This is a genomic window from Skermanella pratensis (genome assembly GCF_008843145.1).
GTDB classification, from domain to species: Bacteria; Pseudomonadota; Alphaproteobacteria; order Azospirillales; family Azospirillaceae; genus Skermanella; species Skermanella pratensis.
On record NZ_CP030265.1, the window covers coordinates 1,829,139 to 1,848,381 of the forward strand.

The following is a 19,243-nucleotide window of genomic DNA, read 5'->3' on the forward strand; positions in this document are numbered from 1 at the left end:
CTCACCATTTCACGATGGCATTGACCGCGATGGTGCGGCCGGGTTGGGCATAGCGTTCGATGCTTGTGGAGGTCCGGCTCTGTCCTGTGACGTTCTGGGGATTCCAGTAGCGCTCGTCGGTCAGGTTGAAGAGGCCGGCGTTGAGCGTGAAGTTCGGCGTCACGTCCCAGTAGGCCATCAGGTCGACCACCGTGGAGGAGGGAGGCTTGAAGAACTCCTCGTCGCCGACCCGCGACTTGCGCGCCGTGTAGGTGGTCGCCAGCTCGACGCCCCAGGCATCCGCCGGATCGTCGTAGCGGATGCCGCCCACCAGCTTCAGCGGATCGACGCTGTCGACCGGGCGGCCGGTCTCCTCGTCCTCGCCGCGGGCGTAGCCCAGGCTGCCCAGCAGGGTGAAGCCGGCGCCCACCGCCCAGTCGCCGCGCGCCTCGGCGCCCCAGATCCTGACCCGCTCCAGGTTCTGCGCCTGGAAGAGCTGGAGCCCGCCGCTGGTCCCGACGACGATCTGTTCGATGAAGTCGCGGTAGCGGTTGTAGAAGCCGCTGACGCTGAAGGCGGCGTTGCCCAGGTCGCCGCGCAGGCCGGCCTCGAAGCCGTCGCTGGTCTCCGGCTCCAGGTCGGTGTTTGGCAGCACCGCGTAGCCGAACGCCGCGTTGGTGAAGCCGATGTTGGCGTCGTCGTAGGGTGGGCTGCGGAATCCCCGCGCATACTGGCCGAACAGGGTGAAGCGGTCGTCCAAGTCGTAGGTCACGCCCAGCTTCGGCGATACCGCCGTCTCGGTCACCGTGCCGACCTGGAGCGCGCCGGGATTGAGGTTGCGGTAGGCCTGGTCCGGGTCGGGGTCGAGCCGGTAATGGTCCACCCGGATGCCGGGGATCACGGACATCCGGCCGATCCTGATCTCGTCCTGGACATAGGCGCCGGCCAGCAGCGTCGTGCTGTCGGGGAAGGTCTTGTTGGGGAACAGCTCGCCGCCGATGAAGCGGGTGACGGCGCCGGTGACCAGGTTGGTCTCGGTCCGCTCGCGCGGGCGGGACGTGTCGGAATAGTCGATGTCGATGCCGTAGGTGAAGGTGTTGGCCATCCCCGCGATTTCGGCCCGGCTGAGCAACTGGACGTCCAGGCCCCAGATGTCCTGCTCGAACTCCTGGTCGGTGATGCGCAGCCGCGGCTGCCCCGCGGTCAGGCGGCGCTGGGTGCTGTCCTCGCTGCGGCCGACCCGCTGCCAGGAGAGCTGCCAGTCGATCTCGTCGATGAATCCGACCGGCGCGTCGTGCGCGTGGTCCAGGCTCAGCCGGTAGCGGTCGGTGGTGTCGCGGCCCAGGCTGTCGAGCACCGATGCCGAGCGTTCCGACCGGATGTCCGTCCATGTCACGGCCTTCCGCAGCTCGCCGGTCAGCTTCAGCGTGTCGTGGTCGCCGGCGTTCCAGACCAGCTTGCCCAGCAGGTTGTTGGAGAAATAGTCCTGGGGGTTCGCCTCCGCCCGGCCGTTGGTCTCGACCTCCCGGCCGTCGCGCCGGGTCGCGACCAGACTGCCCTCCAGGCTGCCGGCGCGGCCGGCCAGCGTCGCCGTGGTGGCGAGGCTCCTGTCGGCGCCGTCGTAGGCGGTCTTGGCGCTGACGAAGACGTCACGGCCGAATTCCGCCAAATAGTCCGCCGGGTCCTTGGTGATGTAGGCGACCACGCCGCCGATCGCGTCGCTGCCGTAGAGCGACGAGGCCGGGCCGCGCACGATCTCCACCCGCTTGACCGTGTCCAGGTCCACGTAGTCCCGGTTGAAGGTCGGGCTGGTCGCGGGGAAGTCCGGCAGCCGCGCGCCGTCCATCTGGACCAGCACCCGGTTCCCGCCGATGCCGCGGATCGTGTAGTTGGTCAGGCCCGAGCGCGACGGATCGTTGCCGATCGACACGCCCGGCTCGTGGCGCAGCAGGTCGCGCGGGTTGGAGACCAGCCGCCGGTCGATCTCCCCGGCGGTGATGACGGAGACCGTGCCCGGCACTTCGTCCACCGGCCGCTCGCCGCGGGTCGCGGTCACGGTGACCGGCGCGAGGCGCAGCACGGAGGCGGGCGGTTCCGCCGCCGTCCCGGGGTCCGGGGCGGCTTCCTGGGCAAGGGCGCCCATGGCGCCGAGAGCGACGATGCTGGTCGACATCAGGACCGTGCGGCTGAGGCGGGCACCATGACCCGTCGCTCCGATGCTAATGAAAGTAGGAATCAGTCGCAATTGGAAAGTCTCCGGGCTGGAGTCGGCGGGGTGGGGTGTCTCCTACTGATAATGATAATCGTTCGCATTAAGAAGCGGCAATTCGGGCTAAATGGCATCGGCGGCTTCCGGGATCCCAGCCAGTCCGGGGCGGCGCCGTGCCGAAATCCGGAAAACCGGTTGCGCGACCGCCGGCCGGCCGCAGCGCGGATTGTTCAATATCAGAGACTTAGCCGGAGCTTCCGGAATGCCCGCTTCTTGGCACAGAACCTGCTGAAGAACCCTCCGGTTGTGCTGCCGCTCGACACGAAGAATGCCCGGCTCCCCAGGTGGGAAGGGACGGCAAAAGCGGTTCAGTCAAGGGAGAAGCACCATGCAGGCCACCGGAAGCGCGGCTGTGACCGCGCCTGTCCCACACAAGAAGATCTACCACCACCTTTATTTCCAGGTGTTGTGCGCCATCGTCATCGGCGTGCTGGTCGGGTATTTCTATCCCGAGTTCGGCGCCAGCCTGAAGTGGCTGGGCGACCTGTTCATCAAGCTGATCAAGATGCTGATCGCCCCGATCATCTTCTGCACCGTCGTCCACGGCATCGCCAGCATGGAGGACATGAAGAAGGTCGGCCGGGTCGGCGTGAAGGCGCTGATCTATTTCGAGGTCATGACCACCCTGGCGCTGATCATCGGCCTGGTCGTCGTCAACCTGTGGCAGCCCGGCGCCGGCATGAACGTCGACGTCAACTCGCTCGACACCAAGGCAATCGCGGCCTACACCTCGAAGGCGGCCGAGCAGGGCACCATCGAGTACATCATGCACATCGTGCCGAGCACGGTGGTCGGCGCCTTCGCCGAGGGCGAGATCCTCCAGGTGCTGTTCTTCGCGCTGCTGTTCGGCTTCGCGCTGTTCGCGCTGGGCGAGAAGGGCAAGCCGCTGCTGGGCATCATCGACCAGTCGGCCCACGTCTTCTTCAAGATCGTCGGCATCGTGATGAAGGTGGCCCCGATCGGCGCCTTCGGCGCCATGGCCTTCACCATCGGGAAGTACGGCGTCGGCTCGCTGCTGTCGCTGGGCCAGCTGATGCTGGCCTTCTACGCCACCTGCCTGCTGTTCATCTTCCTGGTGCTGGGCACGGTGGCGCGTCTGGCCGGCTTCAGCATCGTCAAGTTCATCAAGTACATCAAGGAGGAGCTGCTGATCGTCCTCGGCACCTCCTCGTCGGAATCGGTCCTGCCGCGCATGATCGCCAAGATGGAGCTGCTGGGCTGCGAGAAGTCGGTGGTCGGCCTCGTGATACCGACCGGCTATTCGTTCAACCTGGACGGCACCTGCATCTACCTGACCATGGCGGCGATCTTCCTGGCCCAGGCGACCGGCACCGACCTGTCTCTCAGCCAGGAGATCGGCATCATCGCCGTGCTGCTGCTGACGTCCAAGGGGGCTGCCGGCGTCACCGGCAGCGGCTTCATCGTGCTGGCGGCGACGCTGGCCTCGGTCGGGACCATCCCGGTCGCCAGCATCGCACTGATCCTCGGCGTCGACCGCTTCATGTCCGAGGCCCGGGCCCTGACCAACCTGATCGGCAACGGCGTCGCCACCGTGGTGGTCGCCCGCTGGGAGGGAGCCTTGGATGTGGATCGCATGAACCGTCACCTGAACAACGAGACCGACGAGGAGGCCGACAATCCCGAATCCGTCCTGGTGACGGAGGAGGAGACGGCAGGCATCGGGCACGGCACCGGTGCCCGGGCTTATTGATCTTCACCTTGCCGAGGAGGTCCTGCTGAAGCAGAGTCCGGCGGCGCCAGACCGGCGCCAAAGGAGCGAGCCATGCAGGACACCCTGACCGTGCTGCTGGTCGAGGACGACAACGCGGTCCGCGCGGCCGGCATCCAGACGTTCCAGCTCGCCGGCATCGAGGCCAAGGGCTTCGGCGTCGCCGAGCCGGTCCGCGACATGATCCACCCCGACTTCCCCGGCGTCATCGTCACCGACGTGCGCCTCCCCGGCATGAGCGGCCTGGCCCTGCTCGACCACGCCGTGAGGGTCGACCCCAAGCTGCCGGTGGTTCTGATCACCGGCCACGGCGACATCGCCATGGCCGTGGACGCCATGCGGGTCGGCGCTTACGACTTCATTGAAAAGCCGTTCCCGACCGACCGCCTGGTCAATTCGGTCCAGCGCGCCCTGGAACGACGCGCCCTGACGCTGGAGGTCGGGACGCTGCGCCGCAAGCTGTCCGACCGCGAGGGGATCGAATCCATCCTGCTCGGCCAGTCGCCGGCCATCCAGGAGGTCCGGCGGGTGATCCTCCAGGTCGCGGACGCCGCGGCCGACGTTCTGATCCTGGGCGAGACCGGTACCGGCAAGGAGCTGGTCGCCCGCTGCCTGCACCAGTTCTCCCGCCGCCGCGACGCGAACTTCGTCGCGATCAATTGCGGCGCCATGCCGGAGACCATGTTCGAGAGCGAGATCTTCGGCCACGAGTCCGGCGCCTTCACCGGCGCCAGCCGCCAGCGCATCGGCCGGCTGGAACATGCCGACGGCGGCACGCTGCTGCTCGACGAGATCGAGTCCATGCCGCTGGCGCTTCAGGTCAAGCTGTTGCGGGCCTTGCAGGAGCGTGTCATCGAACGGCTCGGCTCCAACCGGGAGATCCCGATCGACATCCGCATCGTCGCCGCCACCAAGGAGGACCTGTCGGAGCTGAGCCGGCAGCGGTGCTTCCGCAGCGACCTCTATTACCGGCTGAACGTGATCTCGGTGACCCTGCCGCCGCTCCGCGAGCGCCGCGAGGACGTACCGCTGCTGTTCGAGCATTTCGTGCTCCAGGCCGCCGCCCGGTACCGGCGCGAGGCGCCCGTGCTGTCCGGCGCCCAGCGCCAGCAGCTGATGGCCTACGCCTGGCCCGGCAACGTGCGGGAATTGCGCAACGTGGCCGACCGCTTCGTGCTGGGAGTCCACGGCAGCCCGCTCGACCTGGTGGGCGACGCCGGCTCGGTCGAGCCGCCGTCCTTTGCCGAGCAGGTGGACGGCTTCGAGCGGGCCGTCATCTCGGAAGCCATGGCCCGCCACCAGGGCAACATCGGCGCCGTCAGCGACAGCCTGAAGCTGCCGCGCAAGACGCTCTATGACCGTCTGAAGCGCCTGAACCTGCCGATCGAGACGTTCCGGTGAGGCGTTGTCTGTACAGACGTAGGTCGGCTAGAGCGAAGCGGCAGCCGACAAGGCCGGCGCATTGGTGTCGGCTGCCGCTTCGCTCTAGTGGCCCGGCACAGTAGTTTTGATTGATTTATCGTAGGTCGGCCTCGGCCGAAGGCCGACGCCGACAGCGTGGCCGGAGCGTTGATGCAGGGTGTCGGCGTTCGCCCTGACGGGCGAAGGCCGACCTACGGCCCAAGACTAAGAAGTTTGCGGTATACTGATCCGCGCCTCTGCTTCGAAGAGGTGACTACAAGAAGGGACTGCGGCCTGCTGATGAAGAACCTCCCGCATCCGGGTCTGACCATCAAGCACGACTGTCTTGAGCCGTTGGGACTGACGGTGACCAAAGGCGCGGAGATCCTTGGTGTCAGCCGGAAGACGCCTTCCGATCTTGTGAACGGGCGAGCGGGAATTTCTCCCGAAATGGCCATTCGCCTGTCCAAGGCGTTCGGCAGTCGGCCTGAAGTGTGGGCGGGCCTTCAGCTCGACTACGACATGGCTCAGGCCATGCGGAAGGAGAACGAGATCATGGTGCAACGGGTCGTCATGCCGGAGGCCGCTCAAGGCTACTGAAGCAACTTCGAGGAGTGCGGCGCGCCGTCGACCGAACCCGCGTCCCCGGCATCCGCCGGGGACGCGATCCCGCTTATCAGACCTGCCGGCGCTCGATCTCGACGCCGATGCTGGCGGCCTCCGCGAAGACGTCCAGCTTCTCGACCCGCACGGTCGCGACGCGCACCCGGCGGTCGATCAGCAGGCGCTCGGCGATCCGCTCGGCCAGCGTCTCGCACAGGTTGACGTGGCCCGCGGCGACGATCTCCTTCACCGTCGCGACCATGGTGTCGTAGGACACCACGTCGGGCAGGTGGTCGCGCGACGGGCCGGGCCGCAGCTCCACCTGGAGGTCGAGGTTGACGCGGATCCGCTGGGGCTTGTCCCGTTCGTGCTCGTACGCGCCGATCATCGCGTCGAGCACGAGGTCACGGATGAAGACACGGGTGAGCGCGCGCTCGGCGGAGGGGCGCGACACCGGGGCAACGACTTGTGCGAAAAGCTTGTTCATGGCGCGCTGATTTACCATTCCGCCCCCTCTAAGCCAAGCGTCGGCGATGAAACAATAAAGAGCGGATCAGCAATGCAGCTCTGCGAGAACTTTCTGGCGGAGCATGTCGATTGGCCGCTGCTCTCCATTGCCGGTCTCGAAGTGCCAGAAAGTCCAGCCGTTGCAGGCCGGAAGGCCCTGCATCGCGGCACCCACCTGATGGATCGAGCCGCAATGGTTGCCCAGATGGTTCGTGCCGATCAGCATGCCGTCGGCCCGGACATGGGCGGTATGGATGCGCCGCTGGTCGAACAGCGTTGCCCCGGGATTGAGCAGCCCGCGCTCGACCAGCCAGCCGAACGGCACGCGCGGCGCCTGGCGCTTGGTCGGGGCGTACAGCAGCTCCTTGTCCGGGGCCTCCTGCACGGCGGCGATCCGGGCGTTGGCGACCTGGGCGTACTGGTGCTCGCGCTCGATGCCGATCCAGGACCGGCCCAGCCGCTTCGCCACGGCGCCCGTTGTGCCGGTGCCGAAGAACGGGTCCAGCACCACGTCGCCCGGCTCGGTCGAGGCCATGATGCAGCGGTAGAGCAGGGCTTCCGGCTTCTGGGTCGGGTGGGCCTTGTTGCCGTCGGCGCCCTTCAGCCGCTCCTGGCCGGTGCACAGCGGGAACAGCCAGTCGCTGCGCATCTGGAGATCGTCGTTGAGGCTCTTCATCGCCTCGTAGGCGAAGTGGTACCGCGCCTCCTTGGACTTGGCGGCCCAGATCAGCGTCTCGTGCGCGTTGGTGAAGCGGCGGCCCCGGAAATTGGGCATCGGGTTGGTCTTGCGCCAGATGATGTCGTTGAGCAGCCAGAATCCCAGGTCCTGGAGCGCCGCCCCGACGCGGAAGATGTTGTGGTAGCTGCCGATCACCCACAGGCAGCCGTCGTCCTTCAGCGCGTGCCGGGCGCCCGCCAGCCAGTCGCGGGTGAACCGGTCGTAGGTCGCAAGGTCGGCGAACTTGTCCCAGTCCTCCTCCACCCCGTCGACCCGGGAATGATTGGGGCGAAGCAGGTCGCCCCCCAGTTGCAGGTTGTAGGGAGGGTCGGCGAACACCATGTCGACCGAGCCGGCCGGCAGGCCGTTCATGACGGTGACGCAATCGCCGACCAGGATACGGTTCTGGTGCATGGGGATCACGGTGGAAGGCGCCTTGGCGGGGGGCCTGCGGAGGGCCTTGGGGGAGGAAAGTGCTTGACTCATTCGCGCAAGATGAGTCGAGCGCGAATCCGCGTCAATCCTTATTTCTTGAACTCGGAGTCGGGACTCGCTTTCTCGGTACCCTGAGTCGCCAATGCCACCTTCACCGGGCCGAAGCTGCGCCGGTGATGGGGCGTGACTCCCAATGAAATCAGGGCCTTGCGGTGCTCCGCCGTCGGGTAGCCGGCATTTCGCTCCCAGCCGTATCCGGGATGGGTCCGGGCCAGTCCGGCCATGATCCGGTCCCGTTCGACCTTGGCGACGACCGACGCGGCGGCGATCGACAGCGACGCGGCGTCGCCGCCGACGATGGTCCGGACGGGGCAGGCCAGGTCCGGCGCCTTGTTGCCGTCGACCAGCGCCACGCCGGGCCGGACGCCGAGCGCCTCGACCGCCCGCTTCATGGCGAGCAGGCTCGCGCGGAGGATGTTGAGTCGGTCGATCTCGCCCACGTCGGCGATGCCGATCGCCACGGTCGCAGATGCTCGGATCAGCGGCGCCAGCTCCCCCCGCACGCCGGGCTTCAGCAGCTTGCTGTCATTGACCAGGGCGGCCAGGGCGGGGGGCAGGCCGTCCGGCGGCAGGATCGCGGCGGCCGCCACGACCGGGCCGGCCAGCGGCCCGCGGCCGACCTCGTCCACGCCGCAGACGATGGTTCCGGTGCCGTAGCCGGCGGCGATCTCGTGGGTCAGGTCGGGCATGGGCAGGGTACCGGCAGTGGAAGGGCGTCCGCGAAGGCGCCCGTGATACCCGAACCGCTCCCGTCAGGCCAGCAGGCGCTTCAGGTGGTCGGCCAGCCGCAGCGCCAGCGCCACGATGTTGATGGTGACCATGGCGCAGCCGCCGGTCGGCAGGACCGACCCGCCCGCGATGAACAGGTTCGACAGGCCGTGGACGCGGCAGTCGCGGTCGACCACGCCGAAGCGGGGATCGTCGCTGATCCTGGTGGTGCCCATGTAGTGGCTCGACTGGTGGATCGTGTCGGGCCAGGGCAGGCCCGGTCCCGCCGGCTCGAGCTGGAGCCGGCCGGTGCCTCGGGTCCCGTCGGCGGCACCGATCGCGCGGGCGACGAGATCCTGGCCGACCGCCCAGGTCCGCTTGTCCAGATCGGTGGTGCGCCAATCGACCACCATGCGGGGCAGGCCCAGCGGATCCGGCCTGTCGCCCAGCCTGATCCGGCTGTCGGGATCGGGAACCTGTTCGAAGAAGTGCTGGATCTCGTAGATGCCGGCATCGGCGGCGAACACGCGGTTCCAGCTTCCCTTCAGGGCGGAGCCGAGATCCCCCAACAAGGCCGCCAGGTCGTTGCGCAGGTGGTCCGACAGCTGGGCGTGCCTCAGCCGGTACAGCAGATGGCGGAGCGCCTGGTAGCCTGCCGTCTGCTCGCCGTCGAAGGTCCTGTTGATGAAGGCGACGTAATTGCCGATGCCGGCCGCCTCCTGCATCCCGGGAGTGGGCTGGAGCCCCACGAGCATCCTGACGGCGGTGGGAGAGGTGCGGTCGGCCCAGCCCTCGGCGTCGTAGAAGCGGTAGAGGTCGTCGGCACCGGGGATCAGCGCCCGGCCGGACACCATGTTCAGATGCTCCATGAAGTAGCGGCCGACCGCGTCGTGCCGGTTGCCCAGGCCTGCCGGCACCCTGTCGTTGGACAGCAGGAGCAGGCGGGCGTTCTCGATCCCGGCGGCGAGCACGACGGCGCGGGCCGAGATCGTGTGGGAGTGGCCGGCCAGCGTTCGGACTTCCAGCCCGGTGACGGTCCCGACGGAATCGTCGGTCCGCAGCCCGGTCGCGGTTCCGTTGAGCATGACGGTCACGTTCGTGGCGTCCGGTTCCAGCTCGCTCCCGTAGCGGTGGCCGAACTGGGTCCGCGGGCTCCGCTGGTAGACCTTCTCGCGGACGAGACCGGCATGGAGCGGCAGGCGGACGGCCGCGAATTCCGGCTCGGCCAGAGCCCATTCGTCCACGTCGTAGCCGCGGTCGCCCAGCTCGAACAGGGGTTGGGCGCGCTGCCAATAGGGCAGCATCTCGTCGTGCCTGATCGGCCAGCCGGAGAAGGGCACCCACGGGCGCGGCGCGAAGTCGATCGGGTCGAGCGGCGCGCAATTGCCGCCCCACAGGCTGGTCGTGCCCCCGAACAGGCGGGCCCGGAAGGACTCCAGGTCGAGCTTCATGTTGCCGGCGTTGTCGGCTTCGTTCAGGGCCGCGACCTCCGCGTCGAAATCGAAGCCGCCGCTTTCCAGCAGCAGCACCCTGATCGGAAGCCCGAGCATGGCGCGGGCGATAGAGATGCCGGCGGCGCCCGCGCCGACGATGCACAGATCGGCGTCGAACTGCTGCCCGGTCGGGAACTGCCGGATGTCCAGGATCATGGAAGTGTCTTCGAGTCGGGGTCGCGGCGGCTCGGCGCGCCGCCGTCAGTGCGCCGGGCCGCCGTTGCCGCCGGCATGGATCGCCTCGGTGATCCGCCGCCGCGCGGAATGCAGTGTGGAGCGGGAACGGACCGCCAAGCTCCGGCCGATCCGCTTGCCCAGGCGGGGCAGGCTGAAGAACGGGTTGAGGGCCAGGGCGGCGGCCAGGCAGAGGACGGCCCGGAAGGTCCGCCTTTCGGCATTGTGGATGCTGGCGTTACGGTAGTTCTGGCGTGCCATGCCGTCGATCCATTCGAGCAGGCGGACATAGGCCGGCGCGCTGTCCAGGATGCGCATGAACTCCTCCGGCGGGCAGATCGCTCGGCCGGCCAGGACGGCGCGGTTGCGGGCGCTGATGTACCGGATCAGGCGGATCTGGTGGGCCGCCTTGCCCGACGTCACGCTGCCGCCGTGGACGCGGTAGTCGGTCAGCGCCACCGGCAGGACGCGCGCCGGGCCGAAGGCGACCAGCCGGTGCAGCAGTTCGAAATCCTCGGCCGAATTGAAGAACGGGTCGTACCCGCCGATCTCCAGCGCTAGGTCGCGCCTGAACATCACCGTCGGCCCCTGGATCACCAGAAGGTCGCCGGCCGACCGCTTGCTCTCGAACTCCTCCTGCGTCGCCGGTCCGGTCCGCAGGGTGCGCAGGGGCAGGCCCTTGCGGTTCACCAGCCGGGCATGGCTTCCCCACAGGACCACCGAGGGATCCTGTTCGGCCGCCCTGACCTGGAGTTCCAGCCGGTTCGGATGCATCACGTCGTCCGCGTCGAGCCGGGCGATCCAGGGATACCTGGCTTCCCGGATCCCGATGTTGCAGTTCAGGCTGATGTTCCGGCAATTGTTCAGAAGAAGCCTGATCCGGTCGTCCTGCCCCATCAGGCGCCTGACGATGTCGAGGGTACCGTCGGTGGAGCCGTCGTCACAGACCAGCAATTCGAAATGGGGGAGTGTCTGTGCCCTGACGCTCTCGATGGCCTGTTCGATGAATTCCGCCGAATTGTAGGACGGCATGACGATGGAAATCATGAGCCTTGGACCTTTGCGCTTTTGACCTAAATTTGTCCTCCTGGTTAGCAGGCGGAGCGCGCGCCACGACACGGCCCAAACGGCCCTAGAACATCAACCCTACAACACTCAGGGGGAAAGCTACTCAATTCAGATAGACTCAAGTTTAGCCGATTACCCCAACCGCCCGGACGCTCGATGAAAGAGAAAGATGTTCTCTTTACGTTCTTTCCGTGACGGTTTATCGTCGCTTCCATGGACGAGATCAGGCGCAGGGCTCTCAAGGGTCGGGGGGCGATCAGCAACGAAAGCTCGCGTTTTGAGCGCGAGCGGCGCGTGCTGGTGGATGACGGGTGGAGGACGGACGACGACGACCTGCCGCCGGTCCGGACCACCATCCTGGACGACCGCGCCCGCAGCGTCATCGCCCGCAACACCTCGCCGGACATTCCGTTCGAGCAGTCGGTCAATCCCTATCGCGGTTGCGAGCACGCCTGCATCTACTGCTTCGCCCGCCCGACCCACGCTTATCTGGGGCTGTCGCCGGGGCTGGATTTCGAGACGCGCCTGTTCCGCAAGAGGGATGCGGCCGAGCTGCTGGCCCGCGAGCTGCGCGCGAAATCCTATGTCTGCCGGCCGCTGGCGATCGGCGCCAACACCGACCCGTACCAGCCGATCGAGCGGGAGGAGCGCATCACCCGCTCGGTGCTGGAGGTCTGCCGGGACTTCAACCAGCCGGTCTGCGTCATCACCAAGTCGGCGCTGGTGACCCGCGACCTGGACATCCTGGCGCCCATGGCGGCGAAGCGGCTGGCGAGCGTCGCGGTGTCGGTCACCACGCTCGACCGGGCCTTGGCCCGCCGCATGGAGCCCCGCGCCGCGACGCCGCCCCGGCGGCTGGAGGCGATCCGGGAGTTGACGGCGGCGGGAGTGCCCGTCTCGGTTCTCGCCAGCCCGATGATCCCCGCCCTCAACGACCATGAACTGGAAGCGATCCTGGAGGCCGGCGCCGAGGCCGGGGCCACCGGCGGCAGCTATATCCTGCTGCGGCTGCCTTTGGAGATAAAGGACCTGTTCGAGGAATGGCTGCGCGAGCACGTTCCCGACCGGGCCGACCGCGTCCTGAGCCTGATCCGGCAGGCGCGGGCCGGCGGACTCTACCAGTCCGAATTCGGCACCCGCATGACCGGCACCGGCCCGATCGCCGAACTGCTGTCCCGCCGCTTCAAGCTGGCCTGCCGGCGCTTGGGCCTGGAGGGCCGGCGCTGGGACCTGGACCGCGGGCTGTTCAAACCGCCGCCGGCGCGGGGGACCAATTGCCGCTGCTGTGAGGACGGGCGATGCGGAGATGAGAAGCGTTCGTGGGCCGGGCTATAGAATGGTTTCCATGCGCCGGGACCAGACGATGGTGGTACTCCTGGCCGGCGGCGACAAGCGTACCCAGGATCTGGACATCGCGGCGGCTATCCGTCTGGCCCGGGAGCTTTGAGGGATCACGCATGTCCAAGACCGAAACCCGTTCATGGGACATCGTGGACAGCCTCACCGACGACGATCGTATCGCTGCATACCTGGAAGCTGTTCTGGAGGACGGGGATCCGGAACTTGTCGCCGCAGCGCTCGGCGATATCGCGCGGGCGAAAGGCATGACGGACATAGCGCGCCGGACCGGGCTGGGGCGACAGAGTCTGTACAAGGCCCTGGGGCCGGGCGGCAATCCGGAGTTCGCAACCGTGTTGAAGGTGATCCGCTCGCTCGGATTGCGCCTCACCGTCACCGTGGACCCTGAAGGTCCAGGGACCTGACACGGTGCATTCCCGTCCTATGGAACACGACCTCCAGGCCCCTCAACAGCTCCATCGTAGGTCGGCCTCGGCCGAAGGCCGACGCCGACACCATGGCCGGAGCGTTGATGCAGGGTGTCGGCGTTCGCCCTGCGGGCGAAGGCCGACCTACGGCGAACCGGTCAAGGCATAGGCGGGCGGTGCCGGGAACCGCTCAGGTCAAAGGCTGTCACGCACCCGGGCTATCGTCGCCGGGTCGAAGAAGTCGTCGATCCGCTCGCGGACGTGGGCGACGGTGCGCGGATCGATGCCGGCGCCGAAGGCTGCCGATCCCTCCACCTTCCAGCGGGCCATCCAGGACAGGGTGCGCAGCCAGACCAGCCGGCGGGCGATGCCGAACCAGGGACGCACCGCTTCGGCCATTCCCGGCGGCACGGCTTCGTTCCAGGCGGCGTAGAACAGGTCCGTGTCCTCGCGCGAGAGGATAGCGGCGACGTCGGGGTCCCAGGTGGTCGAGGTGTAGAGGCTGGCATGCGCCAGGTCGATCGCGGGAAGCCCGTCGGTCGCCTTCTCCAGGTCCACGAACCAGGCTTTTCCCCGGTCGTCGATCAGGAAGTTGCCGGGGTGGGTGTCGGTGCCGACCAGTGCTATGGGGGGCTCCGGGGTCGTCGGGAGGGAGCGGACCCACGCCAGCTCGGCATCGAGGTGGGCCATGGTCTCCCGCGCCAGCCCGGCGCGGGCGAAGCACGGCGCCTGACGCTCGATCACCTGGATGGTGGCGCGGATCGGGTTGGCCGCGGGTTCCGCCGGCAGGACGTGGAGGGAGGCCAGCGCGCGGGCGATGGCCGGCATGTCGCCGGGCAGCCTGGGCGGGCGGCCCGCGATCTCCTCGACCAGGAGGGCGCCCATGGGAAGGTCGCCGCCGTCCGGTTCCAGGACTCCGATCAGGCGCGGCGTGTGGCCGCCGGGAGCGGCGCGCGTGAACGCCGTCGCCTGGTGGCGCAGGTTGGCGGCGGGATCGAGGCCGATCTGGCTCCAGCGCGGCACCCGCGCCAGCAGGCCGTCCGGCAGGCGCAGATGCGCGTGGGCCATTCCCTTGGGCGGCAGCGGCACCGGATCGGCGTCCAGCCCCAGGCGGCGGCGGAGCGCGGCCGGGAGATGCCGGTCAGACATGGGTCATTCAGGCACCGGCGGGCTTCACATGCTCCATCAGGCGGGGCATCAGCTCCACCAGGTTGCAGGGCCGGTGCCTGTTGTCGAGCTGGAACCTCAAGATGCCGTCCCAGGCGTCGCGGCAGGCGCTGGGCGAGCCGGGCAGGGCGAACAGGTAGGTCCCGCCGGTCACGCCGCCGGTCGCCCGGCTCTGGATCGTGGAGGTGCCGACCTTCTCGTAGCTGATCATGCGGAACAGTTCGCCGAAGCCGGGGATCTCCTTGTCGTAGATCGCGTGGAACGCCTCGGGCGTCACGTCCCGCCCGGTCACGCCGGTGCCGCCGGTCGAGATCACCACGTCGATGCCGGGATCGGCGATCCAGGACTGGACCTGGGCGATGATCGAGGGGATGTCGTCCTTGACGATGGCGCGCGCGGCAAGGCGGTGGCCGTCGGCGGTCAGGCGCTCGACCAGGGTGTTGCCCGACTTGTCGTCGGCTTCGACCCGCGTGTCCGACACGGTCAGGACCGCGATGTTGACCGCGAGGAAGGGCCGGGATTCGTCAATCTTTGCCATCGGAAGCTACCTGCTGAACTGCCTTCGGCGCGGGGACCTCGCCGTCCCCAGCCATATAAACCGGCCACCGGCCGCCCGCAATGGCCTCCAGGGACGGCAGCGGCCGGCCGAGGCGCTGGCTGTAGATCCAATAGTTGGTCAGCACCTGCTCGACGAAGGTGCGCGTTTCGCGGACGGGCAGGCTCTCGATGAACAGCAGCGGGTCCTTGATCTGGGACAGGCGACGCCGCCAGCGCTGGAGATTCCCCGGGCCGGCGTTGTAGGCGGCGACGGTCAGGATCAGGTTGTCCTCGATCCCCTTCTGCTCCATCAGGTAGCGCACATAGTGCTGGCCCAGGGTCATGTTGACTTCCGGCTCGTACAGGTCCGGCTTGCCCCGGGTCAGCTCCAGGATGTCGGGCGTCAGCTTGCCGGCGACATAGGTCGCGGTGCTGGGCATCAGCTGCATCAGGCCCTTGGCCCCGGCGCCGCTCCGGGCGTCCGGCTCGAACCGGCTCTCCTGGCGCATCAGGGCGAACAGCAGCGCGCGGTCCACGGTGAAGCCGCCGCGCGGTTCCCACGGGGGCAGGGGATAGAGCGCCGAGTCGTAGGCCGCTCCGTCCGAATCGGTCAGCACGCTGCCGAGCCGCATGGCGAGCGCCGGCATCCCGGCCATGTCGGCTAGCGCGACCAGCGCCTGTTCCAGCGTCGCGTTGCCGCGCGCCTCGATCCGGCGCAACTCCTGCTCGGCGCTCTCGCGCCGGCCGGCCTGGACCAGGGCTATGGCGCGCCGGCCGGCCGGATGCTCGGCCAGGACGCGGACATGGCGCCGGGTCAGGATGGGCTCCCGCAGGCCGGCGTCGGCGATATCGCCGAGGGCCTGGCGGGCGATCAGGCCGTAGAAGGTCCGGGGATGCCGGGCCGCCTCGGCCAGCCATTTAGCGGCCTCGTCGGGACGCCGGGCGCGCTGGTGGGCCCGGGCGGCCCAGAAGGCGCCGGCCGAACGGTCCCAGGGCGAAGCCGAATCGGACTGGGCGAATGCCTGGAAGTGCCGGGCAGCCTTGTCGTTCTGGCCGATCCGCCAAGCCGCGATGCCGGCGCTCCAGCTTCCCCTGCCGGCCGAGGAGGATGCCGGCTCCGGCTTCGGAGGAGCGGCGACGGCCGCCGATGTGGCGACGGTCACGGCGCCGGCCGGCAGCACCGGACCGTCCCCCGCCGCCTTGGCGGCCTGGATCGGGGCCTGGACCGCTTCGCCGCGGCGCGGGGCCGCGGCCTGAAGCCCGCGATCGGACGCGTAGGCGCCGTTCTGCCCGGCGGGGAGGGATGCCGCCTGGCCGCGCGGAGCCGGCGGCTTGCGCTCGCCCCTGGCCATGCGGCGGAGGGCCAGCTGGTGGACCTTGTCGGCGCCGGGATGGTCGGCGAACCGCTCCAGCCAGTCGCGAAGCTCGTGGTACTTGGCCTTGTAGGAGGGATGCATCAGCCGCTGGTACTCGACATGGCCGATCAGGCGCATGTCGGTCACCTCGCCGACCAGCTTGTCCGCGGCGTCCCAGTCGCCGGCATCCTGAAGCTCGAAGATCCGGCGGTAGCGCGCCGCTTCCTGCACGGTAAGCTGCGAATCGTGGGTGGCGGCGCGGGTCTGCCGGCTGGGTACGACCGGAGCCTCCACCGACCACGGGGCCGACGACTCTTCAGATTTGTAAGCGGTATCCCGGTCGCGCGCTGAAGCCTGACCGGCACCCGGAAAAGGGGGCAGGACCAGGACGGCAAGGCACAGGAAGGCACCGCTGAGGAGGCGTGAGCGCAGGCACCGAATGGTTAAACCTGCGTTAACAGTCTTCCCGAACATGAGGGACAAATACCGGATGTTTTCCGGACCCACAAGCTTCCAAGTTGATCCCGGTCCCGCATACCCGCGTCCGCCGATTGGAAAAGCGGGTGGCAGGCCAATGATTCCAATCCGCTAGGTCACCAGAAATTTTTTCTTGAATGCCACCAGGTCGCGCCAGGCGTCGCGCTTCATGGCCGGCTGCCGCAGCAGGAAGGCCGGGTGGTAGGTGGGCAGGACGGGAATCGGCTTGGCGCCGGCCGAGGGGGTGAACTCGAACCAGCGGCCGCGCAGCCGCATGATTCCGTCGGTCCGGTTCAGCAGGGCGCTGGCCGAGGTGCCGCCGAGCAGCATCAGCCCTTCGGGCGCCACCAGCTCCACGTGCCGCTCGACGAAGGGCAGGCAGGTCTGGATCTCGTTGGGGTTCGGCTTGCGGTTGCCGGGCGGGCGCCAGGGCAGGATGTTGGTGATGTAGACCTGGGTCCGGTCGAGCCCGATGCAGGCCAGCATCTGGTCGAGCAGCTTGCCGCTCTTGCCGACGAAGGGACGCCCCTGGCGGTCCTCGTCCTCGCCCGGCGCCTCGCCGATCAGCATCAGGCGCGCCTTCGGATTGCCGTCCGCGAACACCAGGTTGGTCGCGGTCGCCTTCAGCGCGCATCCCTCGAACGCCGCCATGGCGGCGCGCAGCGCGTCGAGGTCGCCGGCTTCCGACGCCATGGCGCGCGCCGTGGCGCCCGCCGCGGGCGTGCCGAGGAGGGGCTGCTGGACCGGGCGCGCACCGGCCGCCGGGGCAGCGCGCGGGGGCAGGGTGCGGCCGCCGGTACCGCCGCCAAGCCCGGCGCCGGGCGCCTGCCGCGCCTGTCCGGGTGCTGCGGCAGCCGGAGCCGGCGCCGCGCGGGCGACGATCTTCGTCCAGTCCGTCGGAGTGTCCGCGATCGCCTCGTCCGCGCCGACATCCAGGTGCCAGCGCAGCAGAGCGACGATTTCGCGCATGTCAGATTCGCTCAAAACTCACCTTGGGCGGCGCTCATTCATGGTTTGACCCTAGCATCGAACCTATGTTCTTTCATCGACCCGAAACGGAAGACCGGAATTAGAGATAGGCAGCCAAAGCCGGATTCGGAGATGCCGTGGCGAGGGCATGGTCAATTGAACCGGTTCACAGGGCTGGGTAGGGGAAGGAACCATGGAACGCGAGGTAATGGAATACGATGTCGTGATCGTCGGAGCCGGGCCGTCGGGCCTGAGCGCCGCGATCCGGCTGAAACAGCTCGCCGCCGAGCAGGAACACGACGTGTCGGTCTGCATCCTGGAGAAGGGCTCCGAGGTCGGCGCCCACCTGCTCTCAGGGGCCGTGCTGGAGCCGCGGGCGCTGGACGAGCTGATCCCGGACTGGAAGGACAAGGGCGCGCCGCTCAACACGCCGGCGACGGAGGACCATTTCCTCCACCTGACGGAGAAGCGCTCGCGCCGGCTCAAGACGCCGCCGCAGATGAACAACCACGGCAACTACATCATCAGCCTGGGCGAGTTCGGACGCTGGCTGGCGGCCCAGGCCGAGGAGCTGGGCGTCGAGATCTATCCGGGGTTCGCGGCCGCCGAGGTGCTGTACCGCGAGGACGGCTCGGTCAAGGGTGTCGCGACCGGCGACATGGGCATCGGCAAGGACGGCGAGCACACCGACGCCTACACGCCGGGCATGGAGCTGCACGCCAAGCAGACCGTCTTCGCCGAGGGCTGCCGCGGCTCGCTGGCCAAGGGGCTGATGGAGCGCTTCGAGCTGCGCCGGGATTGCGACCCGCAGACCTACGGCATCGGCATCAAGGAGCTGTGGGAGATCGACCCGGCGAAGCACAAGGCCGGGCTGGTGGTCCACACCATCGGCTGGCCGATGGACGACAAGACCTACGGCGGCTCGTGGATGTACCACATGGCCGACAACCAGGTCTCGATCGGCTTCGTCATCGGGCTGGACTACGAGAACCCCCACCTGTCGCCGTTCGACGAGTTCCAGCGCTTCAAGCTGCACCCCGAGATCCGCAAGTACCTGGAGGGCGGCCGGCGGATTTCCTACGGCGCCCGGGCGCTGAGCGAAGGGGGCTTCCAGTCGATCCCGAAGCTGACCTTCCCCGGCGGCTGCCTGATCGGCGACAGCGCCGGGTTCCTCAACGTGCCCAAGATCAAGGGCAACCACACCGCCATGAAAAGCGGCATGGTCTGTGCCGAGGCGATCTTCGACCTGCTGAAGTCCGACTCGGGCGAGGTCGAGGCCGTGGCCTATCCGGAGCGGCTGAAGGAAAGCTGGCTGTGGGAGGAGCTGTACCACGTCCGCAACATCCGGCCGTCGTTCCGGCGGGGCCTGTGGGGCGGCATCGCGTACTCGGCGTTCGACACCTTCGTGATGCGGGGCAAGGCGCCGTGGACGTTCCACAACCACGCCGACCATCTCCAGCTGAAGAAGGCGAGCGAGATGCCGAAGATCCAGTACCCCAAGCCGGACGGGGTGCTGACCTTCGACCGGTTGTCCTCGGTGTTCATCTCCAACACCAACCATGAGGAGAACCAGCCGGCGCACCTGACGCTGAAGGACCCGACGATCCCGATCCGGATCAACCTGCCGGACTACGACGCGCCGGAGCAGCGCTACTGCCCGGCCGGGGTCTACGAGATCGTGCGGGACGACTCCGGGGCCAATCCCAGGCTCCAGATCAACGCGCAGAACTGCGTCCACTGCAAGACCTGCGACATCAAGGACCCGACCCAGAACATCAACTGGGTCGTCCCCGAAGGCGGCGGCGGACCCAACTATCCGAACATGTAG

16 protein-coding genes are annotated in these 19,243 nt (G+C 68.2%); 6 read left to right on the top strand and 10 right to left on the bottom strand.

Features of this window, described 5'->3' with window-relative positions:
- Position 1: 1 nt before the first annotated feature.
- Entirely contained in the window at positions 2–2,152 is a 2,151-nt protein-coding gene (locus DPR14_RS08250) for a TonB-dependent hemoglobin/transferrin/lactoferrin family receptor (protein ID WP_158044714.1), read from the bottom strand.
- Between the two features lie 424 nt (positions 2,153–2,576).
- Here DPR14_RS08250 and DPR14_RS08255 point away from each other — a divergent pair, with 424 nt between their 5' ends.
- The 3 genes from DPR14_RS08255 to DPR14_RS08265 all read left to right on the top strand — a co-directional run bounded on the left by DPR14_RS08255 (position 2,577) and on the right by DPR14_RS08265 (position 5,978).
- Positions 2,577–3,959, top strand: a complete 1,383-nt coding sequence (locus DPR14_RS08255; RefSeq protein ID WP_158044715.1) for a dicarboxylate/amino acid:cation symporter — start codon at positions 2,577–2,579, stop codon at positions 3,957–3,959.
- A 72-nt stretch (positions 3,960–4,031) separates the two neighbouring features.
- Positions 4,032–5,378 carry a sigma-54-dependent transcriptional regulator gene (locus tag DPR14_RS08260; protein ID WP_158044716.1) on the top strand — a complete coding sequence of 449 codons (1,347 nt, stop codon included), beginning with the start codon at positions 4,032–4,034 and terminating at the stop codon, positions 5,376–5,378.
- A 300-nt stretch (positions 5,379–5,678) separates the two neighbouring features.
- Entirely contained in the window at positions 5,679–5,978 is a 300-nt protein-coding gene (locus DPR14_RS08265; protein ID WP_246149026.1) for a HigA family addiction module antitoxin, read from the top strand.
- Between the two features lie 76 nt (positions 5,979–6,054).
- On the opposite strand, the gene folB is transcribed toward DPR14_RS08265, so the two are convergent.
- The 5 genes from folB to DPR14_RS08290 form a co-directional block, all read right to left on the bottom strand.
- Positions 6,055–6,468 (bottom strand): dihydroneopterin aldolase, encoded by a 414-nt coding sequence (folB, locus tag DPR14_RS08270; protein ID WP_158044717.1) that lies wholly within the window; start codon positions 6,466–6,468, stop codon positions 6,055–6,057.
- Between the two features lie 66 nt (positions 6,469–6,534).
- Entirely contained in the window at positions 6,535–7,620 is a 1,086-nt protein-coding gene (locus DPR14_RS08275) for a site-specific DNA-methyltransferase (protein WP_158044718.1), read from the bottom strand.
- A 110-nt stretch (positions 7,621–7,730) separates the two neighbouring features.
- A complete protein-coding gene (locus DPR14_RS08280) occupies positions 7,731–8,390 on the bottom strand; it encodes a ribonuclease HII (protein ID WP_158044719.1) in 660 nt (219 codons plus the stop codon).
- 63 nt (positions 8,391–8,453) lie between these two features.
- On the bottom strand, positions 8,454–10,058 hold the full coding sequence (locus DPR14_RS08285; protein ID WP_158044720.1) for an FAD-dependent oxidoreductase: 1,605 nt from the start codon (positions 10,056–10,058) through the stop codon (positions 8,454–8,456).
- A 45-nt stretch (positions 10,059–10,103) separates the two neighbouring features.
- Complete coding sequence (locus DPR14_RS08290) at positions 10,104–11,123, bottom strand: glycosyltransferase family 2 protein (protein ID WP_158044721.1); 1,020 nt, start codon at positions 11,121–11,123, stop codon at positions 10,104–10,106.
- 234 nt (positions 11,124–11,357) lie between these two features.
- Between DPR14_RS08290 and DPR14_RS08295 the strand changes: the two genes are divergently transcribed.
- Together DPR14_RS08295 and DPR14_RS08300 are read left to right on the top strand one after the other, a co-directional pair.
- Positions 11,358–12,479: a PA0069 family radical SAM protein gene (locus DPR14_RS08295; protein ID WP_158044722.1), complete on the top strand. Its 1,122-nt coding sequence runs from the start codon at positions 11,358–11,360 to the stop codon at positions 12,477–12,479.
- 122 nt (positions 12,480–12,601) lie between these two features.
- Positions 12,602–12,907 (top strand): addiction module antidote protein, encoded by a 306-nt coding sequence (locus DPR14_RS08300; RefSeq protein ID WP_158044723.1) that lies wholly within the window; start codon positions 12,602–12,604, stop codon positions 12,905–12,907.
- A 198-nt stretch (positions 12,908–13,105) separates the two neighbouring features.
- On the opposite strand, the gene DPR14_RS08305 is transcribed toward DPR14_RS08300, so the two are convergent.
- From DPR14_RS08305 to DPR14_RS08320, 4 genes are all read right to left on the bottom strand, one after another.
- Positions 13,106–14,059: a phosphotransferase gene (locus DPR14_RS08305; RefSeq protein WP_158044724.1), complete on the bottom strand. Its 954-nt coding sequence runs from the start codon at positions 14,057–14,059 to the stop codon at positions 13,106–13,108.
- 7 nt (positions 14,060–14,066) lie between these two features.
- Positions 14,067–14,615: a molybdenum cofactor biosynthesis protein B gene (gene moaB, locus DPR14_RS08310; RefSeq protein ID WP_158044725.1), complete on the bottom strand. Its 549-nt coding sequence runs from the start codon at positions 14,613–14,615 to the stop codon at positions 14,067–14,069.
- The gene (locus tag DPR14_RS08315) at positions 14,602–16,263 is read right to left on the bottom strand and encodes a lytic transglycosylase domain-containing protein (protein WP_158044726.1); all 1,662 of its coding nucleotides are present in this window, start codon (positions 16,261–16,263) and stop codon (positions 14,602–14,604) included. The genes moaB and DPR14_RS08315 overlap by 14 nt, the downstream gene beginning before the upstream one ends.
- Positions 16,264–16,557: 294 nt before the next feature.
- Positions 16,558–17,415 (bottom strand): uracil-DNA glycosylase, encoded by an 858-nt coding sequence (locus DPR14_RS08320; protein WP_158044727.1) that lies wholly within the window; start codon positions 17,413–17,415, stop codon positions 16,558–16,560.
- A gap of 193 nt (positions 17,416–17,608) precedes the next feature.
- Here DPR14_RS08320 and DPR14_RS08325 point away from each other — a divergent pair, with 193 nt between their 5' ends.
- Positions 17,609–19,243 carry an electron transfer flavoprotein-ubiquinone oxidoreductase gene (locus DPR14_RS08325; RefSeq protein ID WP_158044728.1) on the top strand — a complete coding sequence of 545 codons (1,635 nt, stop codon included), beginning with the start codon at positions 17,609–17,611 and terminating at the stop codon, positions 19,241–19,243.